Origin of the sequence: Necropsobacter massiliensis (assembly GCF_000827595.2) — a bacterium.
Classification (GTDB): domain Bacteria; phylum Pseudomonadota; class Gammaproteobacteria; order Enterobacterales; family Pasteurellaceae; genus Necropsobacter; species Necropsobacter massiliensis.
Genome location: NZ_LN776187.1, coordinates 19,514 through 41,408, shown reverse-complemented (window position 1 = coordinate 41,408; position 21,895 = coordinate 19,514). Strand labels below are relative to the sequence as shown.

At 45.8% G+C, this 21,895-nt stretch carries 11 protein-coding genes and 4 tRNA genes; 1 reads left to right on the top strand and 14 read right to left on the bottom strand.

The annotated features are described in order from the left end of the window. From BN3349_RS08390 to BN3349_RS08325, 14 genes are all read right to left on the bottom strand, one after another. Positions 1 to 5,605, bottom strand: a 5,605-nt coding sequence (locus BN3349_RS08390) for an ESPR-type extended signal peptide-containing protein (protein WP_040976873.1), incomplete at its 3' end; no start/stop codon positions are given. A gap of 932 nt (positions 5,606 to 6,537) precedes the next feature. Continuing rightward, positions 6,538 to 10,800, bottom strand: a complete 4,263-nt coding sequence (rpoC, locus tag BN3349_RS08385) for a DNA-directed RNA polymerase subunit beta' (protein WP_040976872.1) — start codon at positions 10,798 to 10,800, stop codon at positions 6,538 to 6,540. Between the two features lie 160 nt (positions 10,801 to 10,960). After that, positions 10,961 to 14,989: a DNA-directed RNA polymerase subunit beta gene (rpoB, locus tag BN3349_RS08380; protein ID WP_040976871.1), complete on the bottom strand. Its 4,029-nt coding sequence runs from the start codon at positions 14,987 to 14,989 to the stop codon at positions 10,961 to 10,963. Between the two features lie 453 nt (positions 14,990 to 15,442). Further along, the gene (gene rplL / locus BN3349_RS08375) at positions 15,443 to 15,811 is read right to left on the bottom strand and encodes a 50S ribosomal protein L7/L12 (RefSeq protein WP_032093554.1); all 369 of its coding nucleotides are present in this window, start codon (positions 15,809 to 15,811) and stop codon (positions 15,443 to 15,445) included. Between the two features lie 51 nt (positions 15,812 to 15,862). Further along, on the bottom strand, positions 15,863 to 16,354 hold the full coding sequence (gene rplJ, locus BN3349_RS08370; RefSeq protein ID WP_032108141.1) for a 50S ribosomal protein L10: 492 nt from the start codon (positions 16,352 to 16,354) through the stop codon (positions 15,863 to 15,865). 282 nt (positions 16,355 to 16,636) lie between these two features. Then, entirely contained in the window at positions 16,637 to 17,326 is a 690-nt protein-coding gene (rplA, locus tag BN3349_RS08365) for a 50S ribosomal protein L1 (protein ID WP_040976870.1), read from the bottom strand. A 3-nt stretch (positions 17,327 to 17,329) separates the two neighbouring features. Further along, a complete protein-coding gene (gene rplK / locus BN3349_RS08360; RefSeq protein ID WP_040976869.1) occupies positions 17,330 to 17,758 on the bottom strand; it encodes a 50S ribosomal protein L11 in 429 nt (142 codons plus the stop codon). 152 nt (positions 17,759 to 17,910) lie between these two features. Then, positions 17,911 to 18,462, bottom strand: coding sequence for a transcription termination/antitermination protein NusG (gene nusG, locus BN3349_RS08355; protein ID WP_040976868.1), 552 nt, complete (start codon positions 18,460 to 18,462; stop codon positions 17,911 to 17,913). Between the two features lies 1 nt (position 18,463). Then, complete coding sequence (secE, locus tag BN3349_RS08350) at positions 18,464 to 18,877, bottom strand: preprotein translocase subunit SecE (protein ID WP_040976867.1); 414 nt, start codon at positions 18,875 to 18,877, stop codon at positions 18,464 to 18,466. Between the two features lie 169 nt (positions 18,878 to 19,046). Continuing rightward, complete coding sequence (gene tuf / locus BN3349_RS08345; RefSeq protein ID WP_040976866.1) at positions 19,047 to 20,231, bottom strand: elongation factor Tu; 1,185 nt, start codon at positions 20,229 to 20,231, stop codon at positions 19,047 to 19,049. Positions 20,232 to 20,334: 103 nt separating this feature from the next. Beyond that, positions 20,335 to 20,410: transfer RNA gene (locus tag BN3349_RS08340), tRNA-Thr, on the bottom strand. Between the two features lie 8 nt (positions 20,411 to 20,418). Further along, positions 20,419 to 20,493, bottom strand: a tRNA-Gly gene (locus tag BN3349_RS08335). Positions 20,494 to 20,531: 38 nt separating this feature from the next. After that, positions 20,532 to 20,616, bottom strand: a tRNA-Tyr gene (locus BN3349_RS08330). Positions 20,617 to 20,645: 29 nt separating this feature from the next. Then, positions 20,646 to 20,721 (bottom strand) — tRNA-Thr (locus tag BN3349_RS08325). 218 nt (positions 20,722 to 20,939) lie between these two features. Here BN3349_RS08325 and coaA point away from each other — a divergent pair. Further along, positions 20,940 to 21,893, top strand: a complete 954-nt coding sequence (gene coaA, locus BN3349_RS08320) for a type I pantothenate kinase (protein WP_040976865.1) — start codon at positions 20,940 to 20,942, stop codon at positions 21,891 to 21,893. Positions 21,894 to 21,895 lie beyond the last annotated feature (2 nt).

The window sequence follows — 21,895 nt, the reverse complement described above, 5'->3', positions numbered from 1 at the left end:
GCTTGGTGACATTTAACCCGTCTTGTGCCTGTAAACCAAAACCTCCGTTCACTTTCGTATTCAGATTTGTGATATTTTGATTGGTCGCATATAACTGGCTACCGTTTACTGCCTCCGTTGAATCTGCTGCAAGCGAACCGTTCGCCACATTCGTGATCGTCCGGTTGCCCGCATTAATACCGTCGGCGGTGACTTGAACCTTACCAACTGTTAAACCTGTTGTGTTAAAGACATTATTACCCGCGGTTACACTATCTACCGTAATATTTTTCGCTAACGATAAAGTCACGCCCTTTTCCGTTGTGGTACTAATGATATTGCTATCACCGGCAACGGCTAATTCACTGCCCAAAGCATAAGTATGGTTAGTGGTTCCATTACCGAATTTAATACCTTTTGCGATATTTTCTGCATTTTTACTAATATTCTGAGCATTATTGCTCACATTTGTATTAGTCGCATTTAAATCGTTTTTCACGCTATTAATCGCATTGGCATTATTAGTGATATTTTGCGTATTGTTTGCTACGGTTGAATTAGTGGCGTTCAAACCGTCTTTTACAGTATTAATCACATTGGTATTATTAGTGATATTCTGTGCATTATTTGCCACATTTGCATTAGTTGCATTTAACTGGCTGAGATTCACCGCATCACTCTCTGACGTACCATTAGCGACATTAGTAATTGTTTTATTACCCGCGTTAATACCGTCAGCGGTTATTTTTACATCACCAACCGTTAAACCTGTCGTATTCAATACATTATTGCCTGCAGTTACACTACTGACAGTAATGTTGTCTGCCAAGCTCAGTTTCACACCACCATCAATAGTTTCACTGACAAGGTTATTGTTACTTACCGTAACATTTAATGTATCGCCTAACTGATACTGTTTAGCTTTCGTGCCGTTACCAAACTGAATGCCTTTTGCGATGTTTTTCGCATTAGTCGCAACATTCGTATTGGTTGTATTCAATCCGTCATTTAAGGTTTGAATCGCGTTTGTATTATTAATGATATTTTGCGTATTGTTTTCCACTGTTGCATTAGTAACATTTAATCCGTCATGCAATGCATTAATTGCTTTTGTATTATTTGCTACCGTAACATTTGTGGCATTTAATTGACTAAGATTCACAGCATCATTATCTGACGTACCATTAGCTACATGAGTAATCGTCTTATTACCCGCATTAATCCCATCAGCAGTGATATTGACATCACCAACGGTCAAACCGCTCTTATTCAATACATTACCGCCCGCGGTTACGCTCTCTACCGTAATATTTTTCGCTAACGATAAACTTACACCCTTTTCCGTTGTGGTACTAATGATATTGCTATCACCGGCAATGGCTAATTCATCCCCTAAAGCATAAGTATTGTTAGTGGTGCCGTTGCCAAATTTTAGCCCTTTATCGACCGCACTTTTCGCATCAACACCTTGAGTAATATTGGCTTTTGTCGTATCAGATAAATCAACCGCATATTCAGTCACATTATTGGCTTTTTCCGTCGGTTTAACAGTTATTGCCTCCGAGGCATTGACCACTGTTGCCGCATTGGCATTAATGGTGTAAGTTGTCACGCCATTTTCTGCCTGCTGAGAAGTAATATTAGTATTATTCCCTGCGTTTAATAGAACTTTTGCAGCAGTTAGCTGCGCCACTGTTACTGCATCATATAAATCTGTGCCGTTAGCTACATTAGTGATCCGTTGATCTCCCGCATCAATACCTGTTGCTGCAACTTTCACATCACCAACGGTCAAACCGCTTGTATTCAAGACATTACCGCCCGCTGTCACGCTGCTAACCGTAATATTATCCGCCAAGCTCAGCTTCACACCTTTTGATGTTGTAGAACTCACAATATTGCTATCACCGGCAACGGCTAATTCACTGCCCAAAGCATAAGTATGGTTAGTGGTGCCGTTACCGAATTTAATACCTTTTGCGATATTTTCTGCATTGGTCGCAATATGTTGGGTGTTAGTCGCAACGTTCGCATTGGTCGTATTCAAGCCATCATTTAGGGTTTTAATTGAGTTCGCATTATTAGTGATATTCGCCGTATTATTTGCCACAGTTGCATTGGTGGCATTTAACTGACTGAGATTCACCGCATCACTATCTGACGTGCCGTTAGCCACATTGGTGATTTTTTGATGACCCGCATCAATGCCTGTTGCCGCAACTTTAACGCCGCCGACGGTCAAACCGGTTGCGTTAAATACATTATCGCCCGCATTGAGGGTTGTGATATTTGCCGTGCTAAAAGTCACATTGTCGGTGGTTGAAATTTTAATATTACCGTCGGTTTCAGCCGTAACATTAATGTTCTTTCCATCAATAAAGTTTAATGTACGATTAGTTTGATCAATAACTTTAGCCTGTTGCCCATCAACTTGCGCAGTCCAAGACTGTAATGCCGTATCGGCTTTGGCTAACGAACTGTTGGCGCTTTCTGTCAGACTCACGACATAATCCGTCACCGTACCGTTAACCGTTCCGACCACATTCACTTTATCGCTGCCGGTCACCGTTGTGGTTTTCTCGGAATCGTTAATGGCTTTTGCCACTTGTTGTGCAGTCGCAAAAGTATCGCCGTTTTGCACCGCACTTACCGTACCATCAGTTGCGACAGACAAGTCAGACTGATTCACAGAATAGGTTACTGTTGCAGTACTGCCGGTAGGATCAACGGAAACATTCGCCGTTGTCCCCGTTCCATTGGCAAAATTCACATGATCGCCGGAACCTACCACATCTTTTTGAGCAGTATTTTCCTGAATATTCCATGATGAAGCATTGGAAACCGCCGCTTTCAATTGGGCGACGTTAACCGCATCGCTATCCGCCGAACCTGCCGCTACATTGATAATCTGGCGTTTTACCTCCGACGAACCGACACTAACCGCACCGCGAGAGGCTTTAGTATTATTGATTGCCGTTTTTTGAGCCTCATCAGCTGTCGCCGGAATATAGGGTGAATAGCCAGCGGCATCCCAAGAATTTCGATCCGCCACACTTCCGCTACCAATTGCAACGCCATTTTGCACCGTTACGGACGCATTTGCGCCTAATGCAGTACCGTTTAAACCGTCACCGGAAACAGTACTGCCGTTACCAATCGCGATCCCATAATTTTTAGATACATTACTGCCGTGTCCGATTGCCACGGCGCTCACCGCACTGCTGCTCACATTGCTTGACGATCCCACTGCGACGGAATATTGTCCGTTAATGGTAATATTATCCCCCACAGCAACCGCATTGCCGACAGACACTTGCGTATCCGACCCCACTGCCACCGTGCCCTGCCCTGTGCTGGTTACATTGGTGTTATTACCAATGGCAATCGACCCCTGCTGTGCGCCGGTGACACTAGCATTATTCCCCAGCGCAATCGCACTAACGCCGGTAACATTGGATTGTTGCCCGATCGCAATGGCGCCATTGTTTGCCGATGTTCCCACCGCCGATCCATTACCGATCGCAATGCCGCCTTGCGCGGCTTCGACTTTACTGGCGTTACCGATGGCAATCGCACTGTTTTCGACATTTGTGCTCACTGTCGCGCCCCGCCCCAAGGCAAGGCTGTCCTGACCGCCTTGAATTGTTGCCGAATCGCCGATTACAGTATTATTGGCTTTAGCCGTATCGGTAATTGTTGAATTATTGCCCAGTGCGATGCCTGAATTCGCCACACTCGCAATGGTGCTGTCTTTACCGATCGCAATAGAGTTTGCCGATTTTGCACCGTCATTGTTATAGTTATTCCCGCCACTGCTATTAACGCTGAAATAATGTACACCAGCATTAGCAGAAACATTGTCAATTTTCGTATTTAAGAGATTGGCGACACCATACAGCTGACTGCCGTTAATGGCGTCTGTACTGGTTGCGGAAATTAAGCCCGGCGCCACATTTTGCACACGGCGGGTCGCATTTGCGCTACCGACGCTGACAACGCCGGCAACCATATCACCGCCAGCAAAATTTAATACCTGTCCGCTGATTACCGAACTGTCCGAAGTATATGATTGACTCAGGCCTTTGGTTGTACCTGCCTCGGCAACATATGCACTGCCATTACCCAGAAAAACGGAGTTGGTCGCGGTTGTCGTCACATTATTGCCTAAAATAAATGCATTATCGGTTTTCGTCGAGCCAGCAATATTGTTATTATTCCCGATAATCGTCACATCGCTGGCATTGGCAACAGTATTATTATGTCCGAAAACATTTACCCCGCTAACGACGTTATTATTTTTATCGGTGCCCGAAATCGTGTTTTTTATTCCGATTGCAACAGACTTATCCGCGGTCACTGTTGAACCATAGCCAATGGCAATTGCCGGTATGTCGCTACTCGCACCATTATTACCGCCTTTGGCAGTCACATTGGTACCGATAGCAATATCTTTCGTGTTAACGGAAGTCGCATTGTAACCGGCAGCTAAAGAATAAGCGCCGTTTGCCGCAGAAATAGAACCCAGCGCTAACGAATCGGTGCCGTTCGCGCGCGATCCTGCCCCGACTACAGTTGAATTAATACCTAAAGCCGTTGTGTTATAACCTACGGCGGTTGTCCGATTTGTCAATGCCGATGCCATTGCACCGATTGCCGTTGCTTCGATATTATTCGTGCTGTTTATTGAAGATAAATTGGTAGTCCCCGATGTGCCGGTACCATAACCTGCCGTCGCGCCGATACCGATGGCGGTGGAGCCTTGGCTTAACGCCTGTGCATGAACTCCAACCACCACCGAACCGATACCGCTTGAAACCGATTGACGGTATTTATTATTGATTCCTTCGCGGAAATAGCCCGGTGAAGAACTGATATTAAACGTATAAACATTATTAGAATCGTCACCTCCAATGACGATCGCGCCCCATTCAGCGGTAAACGCATCATTACCGATCGCCATAGACTGTTGTGCGTTTGCAGAGGCATTTGCCCCCAGCGCAAGCGCTTGTATGCCGGTGGCAGTCGCATTGGCACCGATAGCCGTCGCACCGTTGGTATCCCCGCCGTAACTGGTTGCAGTTGCATTATAACCAAAGGCTATAGCGGACATCCCGTTGCTGGTTGCACCCACGCCGATTGCAGTGGAATTGACCCCTTTCGCGGTGGAATTGTAGCCCATGGCAATCGCATTCTGCTGCTGGGCTTTGGCGAAGCTACCGATTGCAATAGAATCTTTGACCGATGCACCGGCACTGAAACCCAATGCAACCGCTCCCGTTCCGCTAGTCGATGTATTGGTGCCGATAGCAATAGAATCATTATCACGTGTTGTGGAATTATTACCTATGGCGATGGAATTGGTACCACCGGCAGTTGCCGTGCCGGTATTATAAGGGTATAGACCTCGCATAGTATCCATCGATATTGCGGCATGCACAGTCGATGAGAATGAAATTAAAGAAAAAGCGACCGCACTTAAGGTAAAACCAACACGCGCCAGTACACCTTGATTTTTCGTTATAGAAGAAACCGATGATTTAACCTTGCCGCGATTATTTGCCAGTTCGGATACCACAACAAAATGCTGCGTAGTATGATTCCAGATAACTTTAAACACTTTATTCATAAATACATTCCTTTAAATCTAATAAACAAAATAAACTCTTCCCTTTTATTTCAAAGGGTGTTTTACGTTGATGAAAACGAGAGAAAAAAGACTAACTGTGTGACAAATATCACTCGATAAAAACAGTACTATTCATTGAGTTATATCCCAAACAATGAACAATTTTTACTATCTAAATTCGCGAGAATAAACCGCTGTCTCAAACGAACACATTATCTAATTAAGATGGCGATTTAACCTAAAATTAATACCGAAGATATTCCTTTACTGATCGATGCTATTCGACATAAACCGTTTTAACGGCTTATCTCCATAACAACTACTTTCCTTAATAAAATGTAAATACCTTTTCACTTACAATAAAAAACCACTTTAAACATATTTAATGGAAAATATATTTATAAGTGGCTGTTTTACCTAAACGCCATAATACGCCGAGTCTTACTACAAACTAATAGAGTCTGTATAACACATAAGATATTTACAATGTACTAGACATAGGTCTGCGCCAGTGCGCCAGTGCGCCAGTGCGCCAGTGCGCCAGTGCGCCAGTGCGCCAGTGCGCCAGTGCACGTCTGTAGGTCTGCGCCAGTGCGCCAGTGCGCCAGTGCGCCAGTGCGCCAGTGCGCCAGTGCGCCAGTGCGCCAGTGAACTATAGTCGAATTAAAAGTTTTGTCAACTCAACATCCTACTTAATCATGGTTAAAACGATGATCATTTACCTAACTTTACATAAGCTGACAAAAACTTAATGATTGGTGATAATTAATCTATTTCTGGCGAAAAAATATATGTTCAGCGACTATTCTATAATCGTTCTTTACATAACGGCTTTCTATTCATCAGTTGCTTTATAATGTTATATTTATGCTACAAAAAAACCGCACTTTAATTGCTTAAAGTGCGGTTCAAATTTAATGAGATTTTAAAATTTATTCGGCATCATCCGCCATATTTAGCATTTCGGCCAAACTTGCAGTTGCATCATCTGCGCTGAATGTAAATTCAGCCGCGATTTCTTCATCGTCGATGGCAGATAGTTTTGTCGCAACATCCGCCTCAACAATGCCGGCGGCACGGTTTTTCACACGGTTTTGGTGATACGCAAAACCGGTACCGGCAGGAATTAAACGACCGACAATTACATTTTCTTTTAGACCGCGTAATTCATCGCGTTTACCGGCAACCGCCGCTTCAGTTAATACGCGCGTAGTTTCTTGGAATGACGCTGCAGAAATGAAGGATTCCGTCGCCAATGAAGCCTTGGTAATACCCAACAATTCGCGTTCAAACTCAACCAACGGTTTGCCTTCCGCTTCACGTTTACGATTAACGATCTTCACGCGCGCCACTTCCACCTGCTCGCCTTCCAAGAATTCAGAATCGTAAGCATTGGTAATAATGGCTTTGCGCAACATCTGACGCACAATCACTTCGATATGTTTATCGTTAATTTTTACCCCTTGCAGGCGGTAAACTTCCTGCACTTCATTAACGATATAATCGGTGACCGCATGCACACCACGTAAACGTAAAATATCATGCGGAGTTTCCGCACCGTCGGAGATTAAATCGCCGCGTTGTACCATTTCGCCTTCGAATACGTTGAGCTGACGCCATTTCGGAATCATTTCTTCGTACACTTCACCTTCGGTCGGTGTAATTAATAAGCGGCGTTTACCTTTGGTTTCCTTGCCGAAAGAAACAATACCCGAAATTTCTGCCAGAATTGCCGGCTCTTTCGGTTTACGCGCTTCAAACAAGTCTGCTACGCGCGGCAGACCACCGGTAATATCTTTGGTTCCCACAGATTCCTGTGGAATACGCGCCAGCGGTTCACCAATCGATACTTCCGCACCATCGTCAAGCGTAACAATCGCTTTACCCGGTAAGAAGTATTGTGCCAGCACGTCGGTTCCTGGAATAAAGATGTCATTGCCCTGCGCATCAACCAATTTTAATGCCGGACGCAGATCTTTACCCGCCGTCGCACGTTCACCCACATCCTGTACCACGATGGAGGACAAGCCGGTCAGTTCATCGGTTTGGCGGGTAACTGTCAGACCATCGACAATATCCACGAATTTAACCAAACCGCTCACTTCGGAAACAACCGGCATTGTATGCGGATCCCAGTTGGCAACTACTTCGCCAGCAGTCACTTCCTGACCGTCGCCTTTGCTCAGCACCGCACCGTAAGGTACTTTATAGTGTTCTTTAGTACGTCCGAAAGTATCAATAATGGTCAATTCGGTATTACGTGAAGTCAGCACCAGTTTGCCTTCTTTGTTAGTCACTGATTTGACGTTAGCTAAACGTAACGTACCGGTATTTTTCACCTGAACGCTGGATTCTTTCGCCGCCGCAGACGCCGCACCACCGATATGGAATGTACGCATGGTCAACTGTGTACCCGGCTCACCGATAGATTGCGCCGCAATCACACCAACCGCTTCGCCCTGATTAATCAGATGTCCGCGCGCCAAATCACGACCGTAACATTTCGCACAAACACCGAAATCGGTATTACAGGTTACAACCGACCGCACTTTGATACTGTCTACGGAGTTTTCATCAATCAGATCACAAAGTCTTTCATCCAACAGCGTATTACGTGGAATCAAGACTTCTTCGGTACCCGGTTTCAGAATATCTTCCGCCGCCACACGACCCAATACGCGATCACGCAGCGCTTCTTTTACGTCACCGCCCTCGATTAACGGGGTCATCACGATACCTTCATGGGTGCCGCAGTCGTCTTCAACAATAACCAGATCCTGCGCTACATCCACTAAACGACGGGTTAGATAACCGGAGTTCGCCGTTTTCAGTGCCGTATCCGCCAAACCTTTACGTGCACCGTGAGTGGAAATAAAGTATTGCAGAACGTTCAGCCCTTCACGGAAGTTTGCGGTAATCGGCGTTTCGATAATCGAACCGTCCGGACGCGCCATTAAGCCGCGCATTCCCGCCAACTGACGAATCTGCGCCGCGGAACCACGCGCCCCGGAATCCGCCATCATAAAGATGCTGTTGAAAGACGCTTGTTTTTCCGGCTGACCGTCACGGTTAATCACTTCTTCCGTGGACAAGTTTTCCATCATCGCTTTGGCAACCCGTTCATTAGCAGCCGCCCAAATATCGATCACTTTGTTATAGCGCTCGCCGGCGGTCACAAGACCGGACTGGAATTGTTCCTGAATCTCGGCAACTTCTTTTTCCGCTGCGGAAATAATTTCGTATTTCTTCGCCGGAATCACCATATCGTCAATACCGACGGAGGAACCGGAACGTGCCGCATAAGCAAAACCGGTATACATAATCTGGTCGGCAAATAAAACGCTGGCTTTTAACCCCAGACGACGGTAGCTTTCATTAATTAATTTTGAGATTGCTTTTTTGCCTAATGTCTGGTTAAACAGTTTAAACGGCATACCTTTCGGCGCGATCATCCACAAAATAGCACGACCGACGGTGGTATCGACCAAATGAGTTTGCGCCACAAATTCGTCCGCCGCATTTTTTACATATTCGGTAATCCGCACTTTCACGCGGGAATGCAGTTCCGCCTGACCGGTGCGGTAGGCTTTTTCCGCTTCACGCGGGTCTTGCAGCAACATACCTTCGCCTTTACCGTTCACTTTATCGCGGGTCATGTAATACAGCCCCAACACCACGTCCTGCGACGGAACGATAATCGGCTCACCGTTCGCTGGCGATAAAATGTTATTGGTGGACATCATTAACGCACGCGCTTCCAACTGCGCTTCCAGCGTTAACGGCACGTGAACCGCCATTTGGTCACCATCGAAGTCCGCGTTGAACGCCGCACAAACCAACGGATGCAACTGAATCGCCTTACCTTCAATCAAAATCGGCTCAAAAGCCTGAATCCCCAGACGGTGCAAGGTTGGTGCACGGTTTAACAAAATCGGATGTTCGCGGATCACTTCAGCCAGAATATCCCATACGATAGCGTCTTCACGCTCGACCATTTTCTTCGCCGCTTTAATAGTTGTAGCGAAGCCGCGGCTTTCTAATTTTGCATAAATAAACGGACGGAATAACTCCAACGCCATTTTTTTCGGCAGACCGCATTGATGCAGATGTAAGTAAGGCCCTACAGTAATAACTGAACGACCGGAATAGTCAACACGTTTACCCAACAGGTTCTGACGGAAACGACCCTGTTTACCTTTGATCATATCCGCCAACGATTTTAATGGACGACGATTTGAACCGGTGATCGCGCGACCGCGACGACCGTTATCCAACAGCGCGTCGACCGATTCCTGCAACATACGTTTTTCGTTGCGCACGATAATATCCGGTGCAATCAAATCCAATAAACGTTTCAGACGGTTGTTACGGTTAATCACGCGACGGTATAAATCGTTCAGATCGGAGGTAGCAAAACGACCACCATCCAACGGCACCAACGGACGTAAATCCGGCGGCAACACCGGCAGTACAGTCATCACCATCCATTCCGGTTTATTGCCAGACTGAATAAAGGCTTCCAATAATTTCAAGCGCTTAGTGATCTTTTTGCGTTTGGTCTCGGAATTGGTTTCCTGCAATTCTTCACGCAGTGTCTCGCATTCCTGTTCTAAATCCATATCACGCAGCAGGGACTGAATGGCTTCGGCGCCCATTTTCGCATCGAATTCGTCCGCCCAGCGATCTTCGGCATCCATATATTGTTCTTCGGTTAACAACTGACCTTTTTCCAGATCGGTCATGCCCGGTTCAATCACAATATAGGACTCAAAATACAGCACCCGTTCAATATCGCGCAACGGCATATCCAATAATAAACCGATACGGGACGGCAATGATTTTAAAAACCAGATATGCGCCACCGGCGAGGCGAGTTCAATATGCCCCATGCGCTCACGGCGCACTTTTGCTTGCGTCACTTCCACGCCGCATTTTTCACAAATCACACCGCGGTGTTTTAAGCGTTTATATTTACCGCATAGACATTCGTAATCTTTTACCGGCCCGAAGATACGCGCACAGAACAGACCGTCGCGTTCGGGTTTAAATGTACGGTAGTTGATGGTTTCCGGTTTTTTGACTTCACCGTATGACCAAGAACGGATCATATCGGGTGAGGCCAATCCAATTTTAATCACATCAAAATCTTCTGAGGTTTTTGATTGCGTTTTTAAAAACTTAACTAAGTCTTTCACAGATTTGCTCCTGTCGGAGTTAAACTTATTCAAGTGCGGTCAAAATTTTTAATATTTCCACCGCACTTGGGCGTACTTTGCAAAATGTTACATGCCGTAACCGGCACACTCGGTGCCGCCCTGCCGCAGGTCTAAGCCAAAAACGGGCAAGGCGAATCGACTACTCTTCATCCAAGTCGATATTAATACCGAGGGAACGGATCTCTTTCATAATAACGTTGAAAGATTCCGGCGTACCCGGATCCATTTGATGTGTACCGCCGACGATATTTTTATACATCTTGGTACGACCGTTCACATCATCAGATTTCACGGTGAGCATTTCCTGTAAGGTATAAGCGGCACCGTAGGCTTCCAGCGCCCAAACTTCCATTTCCCCGAAACGCTGACCACCGAACTGCGCTTTACCGCCCAGCGGCTGCTGAGTCACAAGGCTGTAAGAACCGGTGGAACGCGCGTGCATTTTGTCGTCAACCAAGTGGTTCAGTTTGAGCATATACATATAACCGACAGTTACCGGGCGTTCGAATTTCTCACCGGTACGACCGTCATACAAGGTAATCTGACCGGAAGTCGGCAAGCCGCCCAATTCCAACAGACCTTTGATTTCCTCTTCATGTGCACCGTCAAATACCGGTGTTGCCAGCGGCATACCTTTGCGCAGATTTTGCGCCAGACGCATGACTTCTCCGTCGGTAAAGCTGTTCAGATCCACAACCTGAGAACCACCGCCGAGATCATAAGCTTTCTGAATATAACCGCGCAGTTTCTCAACGTCCTGTTTCTGTTTAATCATGGCATTGATCTGATCGCCGATACCTTTCGCTGCCAACCCTAAGTGGGTTTCCAGAATCTGACCGATATTCATACGGGACGGAACGCCCAGCGGGTTCAATACGATATCCACCGGCTGACCGTTTTCATCGTACGGCATATCTTCAATCGGGTTAATTTTGGAAATAACCCCTTTGTTACCGTGACGACCCGCCATTTTATCACCTGGTTGAATCTGGCGTTTCACCGCAAGATATACTTTCACCACTTTCAGTACACCCGGTGCCAAATCATCACCTTGAATGATCTTGCCGCGTTTTACTTCAAGTTTGTGTTCAAAGTCCTTACGCAATTCTTCATATTGCTCCGCCAGTTGTTCCAGCTGATTCTGTTTTGCTTCATCGGCTAACGTCTGTTCCAGCCATTTACTGCGTTCTAGTTTATCCAGCTGGCTTGCATCAGCGCCGCTGCTCATTAACAAATTCCGCACACGGGCAAATAAACCGGCTTCCAGAATTTCAAGCTCTTCGACCAAGTCTTTTTTCGCCTGTTTTAACTGCATTTCTTCAATTTCAAGCGCGCGTTTGTCTTTTTCCACACCGTCACGGGTGAAGACCTGAACATCAATGACCGTACCGGAAACGCTGTTCGGCACGCGCAGCGAAGAATCTTTTACGTCGGAGGCTTTTTCACCGAAGATTGCACGCAGCAATTTTTCTTCCGGCGTTAACTGGGTTTCACCTTTTGGTGTTACTTTACCCACCAGAATATCGCCGCCGCGCACTTCCGCCCCGATATATACGATACCGGACTCATCCAGTTTGCTTAATGCGGCTTCACCCACGTTCGGAATATCTGCGGTGATTTCTTCGGAACCTAATTTGGTATCACGCGCCACACAGGACAATTCCTGAATATGAATCGTAGTGAAACGATCTTCTTGCACCACACGTTCAGACACCAACATGGAGTCTTCAAAGTTATAACCGTTCCACGGCATAAATGCCACTCGCATATTCTGACCCAGCGCCAGTTCGCCTAAATCGGTGGACGGACCGTCAGCCAGAATTTCACCGCGTTCAATCGGCTCGCCTAATTCCACGCAAGGAATCTGGTTGATACAGGTGTTTTGGTTGGAACGGGTGTATTTGATCAGGTTATAAATATCAATACCTGCTTCACCGGCAACAGTTTCGTCCTCGTTGACTTTCACCACGATACGCGATGCGTCCACATATTGAATGGTTCCGCCGCGTTTCGCCACGACCGCCACACCGGAGTCAAGCGCGACTGGTTTTTCCATACCGGTACCGACCAGCGGTTTGTCCGCACGTAAAGTCGGTACTGCTTGACGCTGCATGTTCGCCCCCATCAAGGCACGGTTCGCATCGTCATGTTCAAGGAACGGGATCAATGCCGCCGCAACGGAAACCACCTGCTGAGTAGAAACGTCCATATAATGAATTTCTTCCGGACGATATAAACCGGACTCACCATATTCGCCGCGACAAGTCACGAACGCATCGGTAAAACGCAGCTCGGCATCAAGATTTGAGTTTGCCTGCGCGATAACGTACTTGCCTTCTTCAATCGCCGATAAATATTCGATTTCTTCCGTCACCTGACCGTTAACCACTTTACGATACGGCGTTTCTAAGAAACCATAATCGTTAGTACGTGCATACACGGATAATGAGTTGATCAAACCGATATTCGGACCTTCCGGCGTTTCGATTGGGCAGACACGACCATAGTGAGTCGCATGTACGTCACGCACCTCAAACCCAGCACGCTCACGGGTTAAACCACCCGGACCCAATGCGGAAATACGACGTTTATGTGTGACTTCCGATAACGGGTTGTTCTGATCCATAAACTGAGACAACTGTGAAGAGCCAAAAAACTCTTTCACTGCGGCGGAAATCGGTTTCGCATTGATTAAATCCTGCGGCGTTATCGCATCCAAATCGCCTAAAGACAGACGTTCTTTCACGGCGCGTTCAACACGTACCAATCCGATACGGAATTGGTTTTCCGCCATTTCACCGACAGAACGAATACGGCGGTTACCTAAGTGGTCAATATCGTCCACCTCACCACGACCATTTCGAATGTCGATTAATTTTTTCATTACGCTGACGATATCTTCTTTGCTTAAGATACCGCTACCGACGGTTTCTTCAAGACCTAAAGAGCGGTTGAATTTCATCCGACCGACCGCAGATAAATCGTAACGTTCCTGCGAGAAGAATAAATTATCGAATAAACCTTCTGCCGCTTCTTTTGTCGGCGGTTCACCCGGACGCATCATCCGGTAAATTTCAACCAGTGCGCTTAAGCGGTCGTTAGACGGATCAACGCGTAAAGTTTCCGAAATATAAGGGCCGTAGTCCAAATCATTGGTAAATAAGGTTTCAATGGTGGTGTAACCCGCCTGCGCCAGTTTGGCTAAAAGCTCCAGCGACAGTTCCATATTGGCAGGACAAATCAGTTCGCCGGACTCTAAATCCACATAATCTTTTGCCGCGACTTTACCGACGATATATTCCGTTGGCACTTCAACCTGCGCAATCTGATCTTTTTCTAAGGTACGAATATGCCGGGCCGTAATACGACGACCGCGCTCAACATACACTTTACCGTTCGCTTCAATATCGAAAGACGCAGTTTCGCCGCGCAGTCTTTCCGGTACCAGCGTCATTAATAATTTATTATCGCGAATCTCAAACTGAATTTTATCGAAAAACAGATCCAGAATTTCTTCCGTGCTGTAATTCAGCGCACGTAAGATAATGGTTGCTGGTAATTTACGGCGACGGTCAATACGGGCATATAAATTATCTTTCGGATCAAACTCAAAATCCAACCAAGAACCGCGGTAAGGAATAATACGTGCGTTATACAACACTTTACCCGATGAATGGGTTTTCCCTTTATCGCTGTCAAAAAATACGCCGGGGCTGCGATGCAACTGCGACACGATCACACGCTCAGTACCGTTAATAACAAAAGTACCGTTATCGGTCATCAGTGGGATTTCGCCCATATACACTTCTTGTTCTTTAATATCTTTAATCGTGCCGGGCGCCGCATCTTTGTCGTAGCTGACTAAACGCAATTTTACTCGCAACGGTGCAGCGAAAGTGGTACCGCGAATCTGACATTCTCTGACATCAAATACCGGCTCGCCCAACTGATAGCTGACATATTGCAGCTCGGTATTGCCATTGTTGCTTACAATCGGAAATACGGAACGAAACGCCGCTTCCAGACCTTGCTGGCCTTCCGGATCGCGTTGAATGAATTTATCGAAAGAATCGAGTTGAATGGTTAATAAATAAGGGACATTTAAAACTTGCGGACGTTTGCCGAAGTCTTTACGAATACGTTTTTTCTCGGTATATGAGTAAACCATAGGGTTCCTCTGCTTGCTGTTCAGTGACCCAATCGTACCTGCATCAAAAATGCGAAAGCCGTACGACAATGATTAACCGTTAATAATGACCGCACTCTGAACCTTACTTCTATAGTGGGACGATAACTCAAAATAAAGACTTAATCTTGAGCAAGATAGAAACCATAACGGCTAATGTATTTCTACCCTAGGATAACACAAAAGGCTAGACGAAATAGTCATCTAGCCGGGAATGCGAAATTCGGACCGATGATTATACAAAAACTATCGATTCAAGGCAATAAAATTAACAAATAAATAATCGAAAAGTGCTGTGCTTTTTTCTGTAGTTTCGACAAACCAGCAATCTTACCAATGCTGTTTTATCCTGCGCTTTATCGGGGTAACAAAAAAGCCAACGAGATTTCGTTGGCTTTTTTACACCTGAAAACAGGTAAGACACCAAATCAATGATTATTTGATTTCTACCTGTGCGCCAGCTTCCTCTAAAGATTTTTTCAGTTCTTCAGCTTCAGCTTTAGCAATGCCTTCTTTCAATACTGCCGGTGCAGATTCAACTAAGTCTTTAGCTTCTTTCAAGCCTAAACCTGTTGCACCGCGAACCGCTTTAATTACAGCAACTTTGTTAGCGCCTGCTGCAGCAAGAACAACGTCGAATTCAGTTTTTTCTTCTGCTGCTTCAGCTGGACCTGCCGCTACTGCAACTGCTGCTGCCGCTGCGGAAACACCGAATTTTTCTTCCATTGCAGAAATTAATTCTACGATTTCAGTTACAGATTTAGAAGCGATCGCTTCAATGATTTGTTCGTTAGTTAATGACATAACAATCAATTCCTAAAGTAAATAAATTAAACCAATTAAGAAACGCTTGAATTAAGCCGCTTCCTGTAATTTGTCGCGGTATGCCGCAAGTGTGCGTACAAGTTTGCCTGCCGCAGCTTCTTTCATAGTACCCATTAAACGTGCAATTGCTTCTTCGTAAGTCGGTAATGTTGCTAAGAATTCAACATCTTGGATCTTACCTTCAAAGGCGGCACCTTTAATTTCAAACTTATCGTTTGCTTTAGCGAAATCTTTGAATAAGCGCGCTGCCGCACCCGGATGTTCGTTAGAAAACGCGATAAGTGTCGGACCGACAAAAGTATCTTTCAAGCATTCGTAATCTGTTCCCTCAACCGCACGACGCAATAAAGTATTACGTACCACACGGATTGACACCCCAGCTTCACGAGCTACTTTACGTAGTTCGGTCATTTTATCAACAGTAACACCACGGGAATCCGCGATAACCGCCGATAGGGCACCTTTGGCTGCTTCATTTACTTCGGCAACAATTGCTTGTTTGTCTTGAAGATTTAATGCCATTGGCTGTTAGCTCCTGAATACACTCCGATTGCTCGGAATAAAATTACCCGATATCACAATATCGGGACGGATTCGGTGCACAGAAGCAAGAAAAATTCTCATTCTGTATCACCATCTACGTAGGATAATTAAGATACTAACCGAATTGAAACGGCTTACATCCCCTACGGTCTTCGACGGGGCTTGATAAAGGTCAAGCACCATCAGAACATTATGCCTTAAAGGCATAAAGAGGGCGCGTATTATATATACAATGCACACCCTTGTAAAGCAAGATACGGATTATAAGCCGGCGTGATCCACCGCAACACCTGCACCCTGCGTAGTAGAAAGGCTGACTTTCTTAATAAAGATACCTTTTGCGCTGGCCGGTTTCGCTTTATTCAACGCCGCTAATAACGCTTGTAGGTTTTCTTTTAATTGTTCTGCGGAGAAATCCGCTTTACCGATAGTGGTATGGATAATACCGTTTTTATCGTTGCGGTAACGAACCTGACCGGATTTTGCGTTTTTAACTGCTTCCGCCACATTCGGTGTCACAGTACCGACTTTCGGGTTCGGCATTAAGCCGCGCGGACCTAAAATCTGACCCAACTGACCGACAACGCGCATTGCATCAGGTGATGCGATAACCACGTCAAAGTTCATTTCGCCTTTTTTAATCTGTTCGGCTAAATCTTCCATACCGACTAAATCTGCACCAGCTTCTTTTGCCGCTTCAGCATTTGCACCCTGTGTAAATACTGCGACACGAACGGAACGACCGGTACCGTTTGGCAATACGGTTGCGCCGCGAACGTTCTGATCGGATTTACGCGCGTCAATACCCAAGTTAACTGCGACATCAACACTTTCAACAAATTTTGCAGTGGCGAATTGTTTTAATACTGCGATCGCTTCATTGATCTCATACACTTTGTTTGAATCAACGCCCGCTTTAATCGCTTTCATACGTTTGGTTAGTTTAGCCATTGATTAGTCCTCCACTACCAAACCCATTGAACGTGCAGTACCTTCAATAGATTTCATCTTAGTTTCAACAGTCGCACCGGTCATATCGGCCGCTTTCACTTCAGCGATTTCGCGTACTTGTGCACGGGTTACTTTACCGACTTTGTCTTTGTTCGGTTTACCTGAACCGGATTTAACGCCTGCTGCTTTTTTCAGTAATACTGCCGCTGGCGGTGTTTTGGTCACGAATGTGAATGAACGGTCTGCATAGACAGTGATAACGACCGGAATCGGCAAGCCTTTTTCAATGCTCTCAGTACGAGCATTGAACGCTTTACAGAATTCCATAATGTTCACACCCTGCTGACCCAAAGCCGGACCAACCGGTGGTGAAGGATTTGCCATACCTGCCGCGACTTGCAGCTTAACGTAGGCTTGTACTTTTTTTGCCATTTTAGTTTCCTCTTAATGGGTGATAACGCTATTAACAGCTCCCCGTGGTTACGAAGGGTCGTATTCTAATCAAACACGACCTCTATTTCAAGTAAAATTCTCGCTTTTATCCGCCTAAACCAACTACCGTCAGGCAAAAGTGCGGTCAAAAATTAACGCGTTTTTTCCACCTGACCAAATTCCAACTCAACTGGCGTCGCACGACCGAAAATAGAAACGGAAACTTTCAGGCGACCTTTTTCGTAATCCACCTCTTCCACCGTTCCGTTGAAATCGGCAAACGGTCCTTCCGTCACCCGCACTTCTTCGCCCGGTTGGAACGTGGTACGCGGTTTCGGTTTATCGGAATTCTGCTCAAGACGATTTAAAATAATATCCGCTTCACGATTACTGATCGGCGCCGGTTTATCCGGTGTGCCACCGATAAAGCCCATTACGCGCGGCACACTGCGCACCAGCTGCCAAGTATAATCGTTCATTTCCATTTGTACTAATACATAGCCCGGGAAATATTTACGTTCGCTTTTACGGCGTTTGCCGCCGACATTTTCAACCACTTCTTCCGTCGGAACCAGCACTTCACCGAACTGATCTTCCATCTGATGAAGTTTAATATATTCGCGCAACGTTGCGGCGACCCGCCCTTCAAATCCTGAAAAGGCTTGCAACACATACCAACGTTTTTTTGCTGCATTTTCCGTCATGTTAGAACCTCAAATCCGTCAAAAATGTAACTACCGATACGATAATCGAATCCATTCCCCATAAAATGAGTGATACGACCACGGTGACGCCCATCACAATCAACGTTGTCTGCATTGCTTCCTGACGCGTAGGCCATACAACCTTTCTTAATTCCGTTCTGGAGTCTTTCAAAAATCCGCGCGCTTTCGTCCCTTGATTGGTGACCGCTGCAATACCCAATGCGGCAAGCAGTAACACAACAACCCCGACAACACGTACAGGAGTCGAAAATTGCTCGACTAAATAAATATTACCTAATGCAGCAACGGCAATGACAACCACTACAAGCAGCCACAAAAAGTTATTTGCTCCTTTGGACTTTCGCTCATCAACGACTTCCGGAGCATTTTTCTTTTTATCAATATCTAACGCCATAATTTAATCCATTATTCAACTGTTAAAACAGGGATCCGCTTTGAACGCGTGATTGTAGCACTTTCTGATTTTATTGCCTATCAAAAATATCTGCTTTTATGACATATTTTTCCGCCCATAACAAAAAGGGCATCTTTCGATACCCTCTTTATTCGACATGTTCGCTTGACTATTTGATAATCTTCGCTACCACACCCGCACCAACGGTACGACCGCCTTCACGAATCGCAAAACGTAAACCTTGGTCCATCGCGATTGGGTGGATTAAGCTTACTGTCATTTTGATATTATCGCCTGGCATTACCATTTCCACGCCTTCCGGTAACTCGATAGTACCAGTTACGTCCGTAGTACGGAAGTAGAACTGTGGACGGTAGCCTTTGAAGAATGGAGTATGACGACCGCCTTCTTCTTTGGACAATACGTATACTTCAGATTCAAAATCAGTATGCGGAGTAATTGAACCCGGTTTCGCCAACACCTGACCACGTTCGATTTCTTCACGTTTGGTACCACGTAATAATGCACCGATGTTTTCACCTGCACGACCTTCGTCTAACAGTTTACGGAACATTTCAACACCGGTTACGGTTGTTTTCGCTGTCGGTTTGATACCCACGATTTCTACTTCATCACCAGTACGGATAATACCGCGTTCAACACGACCAGTGACTACCGTACCACGACCAGATATTGAGAATACGTCTTCAATTGGCAACAAGAATGGTTGGTCGATAGCACGTTCCGGTTCAGGAATGTAAGTATCTAAGTGGTTGGCTAATTCCAGGATTTTTTCTTCCCATGCCGCATCGCCTTCCAACGCTTTTAACGCTGAACCACGTACGATTGGCGTGTCATCTCCCGGGAAGTCATATTGAGACAGCAGCTCACGCACTTCCATTTCAACCAATTCTAATAACTCTTCATCGTCCACCATGTCGCATTTGTTTAAGAATACGATAATGTAAGGAACGCCGACTTGGCGACCTAATAAGATGTGTTCGCGAGTCTGTGGCATCGGACCGTCAGTCGCCGCAACGACAAGAATCGCACCATCCATCTGTGCCGCACCGGTAATCATGTTTTTCACATAGTCCGCGTGTCCCGGGCAGTCAACGTGTGCGTAGTGACGTGTCGGTGTGTCATATTCAACGTGAGAAGTGTTGATGGTGATACCGCGCGCTTTTTCTTCCGGCGCGTTATCAATCTGGTCAAATGCGCGTGCCGCACCGCCGTAATGTTTGGATAATACGGTTGTGATTGCTGCGGTTAAAGTTGTTTTACCATGGTCAACGTGGCCAATTGTACCCACGTTAACGTGCGGTTTTGTACGTTCAAATTTTTCTTTAGACATTGAGAGTCCCTCTAAACAAACACGGTTATCGATGGTTCAATATACCACATTAACCAAATGTAGAAAATCAAGTAATGCTAACCAGGAGAGAAAAATTAAGAAGTGGTGCTGATAGGCGGATTTGAACCGCCGACCTCACCCTTACCAAGGGTGCGCTCTACCAACTGAGCTATATCAGCGCTTTACTTGGAGCGGGCAGCGGGAATCGAACCCGCATCATCAGCTTGGAAGGCTGAGGTAATAGCCATTATACGATGCCCGCAGTCCTAAATTCATCTGTCCCATCAGGATTCATTAAAATGGTGGAGGGGGAAGGATTCGAACCTTCGAAGGCTGAGCCGGCAGATTTACAGTCTGCTCCCTTTGGCCGCTCGGGAACCCCTCCGCATTTAACAAAACACTTGTTTATGAAAATGGTGCCGACTATCGGAATCGAACTGATGACCTACTGATTACAAGTCAGTTGCTCTACCTACTGAGCTAAGTCGGCGTCATAAGCAAGTGAGGCGTATTATAGGGAAAAATTTACCTGTGACAAGCATTTTTTATTAAAAAAATCTTTTTTTTTAATCATTCGGCTATTTCTCAAACAAAACGCATAAATTTTATAAAAAAAGTTGTAATATAGTGAAAATTTTTATGCGCAAGCATGCATTTATAAGGTATATTCCCCCTATTCAATGATCAATTACAGGTGCAAAGATTACCGTGGAATCCCCAACGCCGGACGTCTATTCAAGCCAGTTAACGCCGTTTCTTACCTTTAATCGTCAGCAATGGGCCGAGTTGCGTAAGTCCGTTCCGCTGAAACTGACCGAACAGGATCTTAAACCGCTGCTTGGTTTTAATGAAGATCTGGCGTTAGACGAAGTCAGTACCATTTATCTGCCGCTGGCACGCTTGATCAACTATTATATAGAAGAAAATCTGCACCGCCGCACCGTGTTGAACCGTTTTCTCGGCGGGCAGCATCCCGAAGTGCCTTATATTATCAGTATTGCTGGCAGTGTCGCAGTCGGTAAAAGCACTTCGGCAAGAATTCTGCAATCTTTACTTTCCAACTGGCCCGAGGTACGGAAAGTGGATCTGATCACCACAGACGGCTTTTTGCACCCGCTGGCAAAATTAAAGCGGGATAATTTACTGCATAAAAAAGGCTTTCCGGTATCCTACGACACACAACGCCTAATTCGTTTTTTAGCCGATATCAAATCCGGCAAAGCCGAAGTACAAGCGCCGATTTATTCCCATTTAACCTATGATATCGTGCCGGATCAATTTAATCTCGTTGACCGTCCGGATATTCTAATCTTGGAAGGACTGAATGTGTTGCAAACCGGCGGCAGCAACGCCAATCAGACCTTTGTTTCCGACTTCGTGGATTTTGCCGTGTATGTGGATGCGGAAGAAGCGCTGTTGAAGGAATGGTATATCCGCCGGTTTCTGAAATTCCGCCAAAGCGCGTTTAATGATCCGAATTCATATTTCAAACATTATGCCGCCTTATCAGAAACCGAAGCCATTGCCACGGCAGGAAAAATCTGGGATGAAATCAACGGATTGAATTTAAGACAGAATATTCTACCGACCCGCGAACGGGCAAATTTAATTCTGAAAAAAGGCGCCGATCACGCCGTCGAGCTGGTCAAGTTAAGAAAATAAAC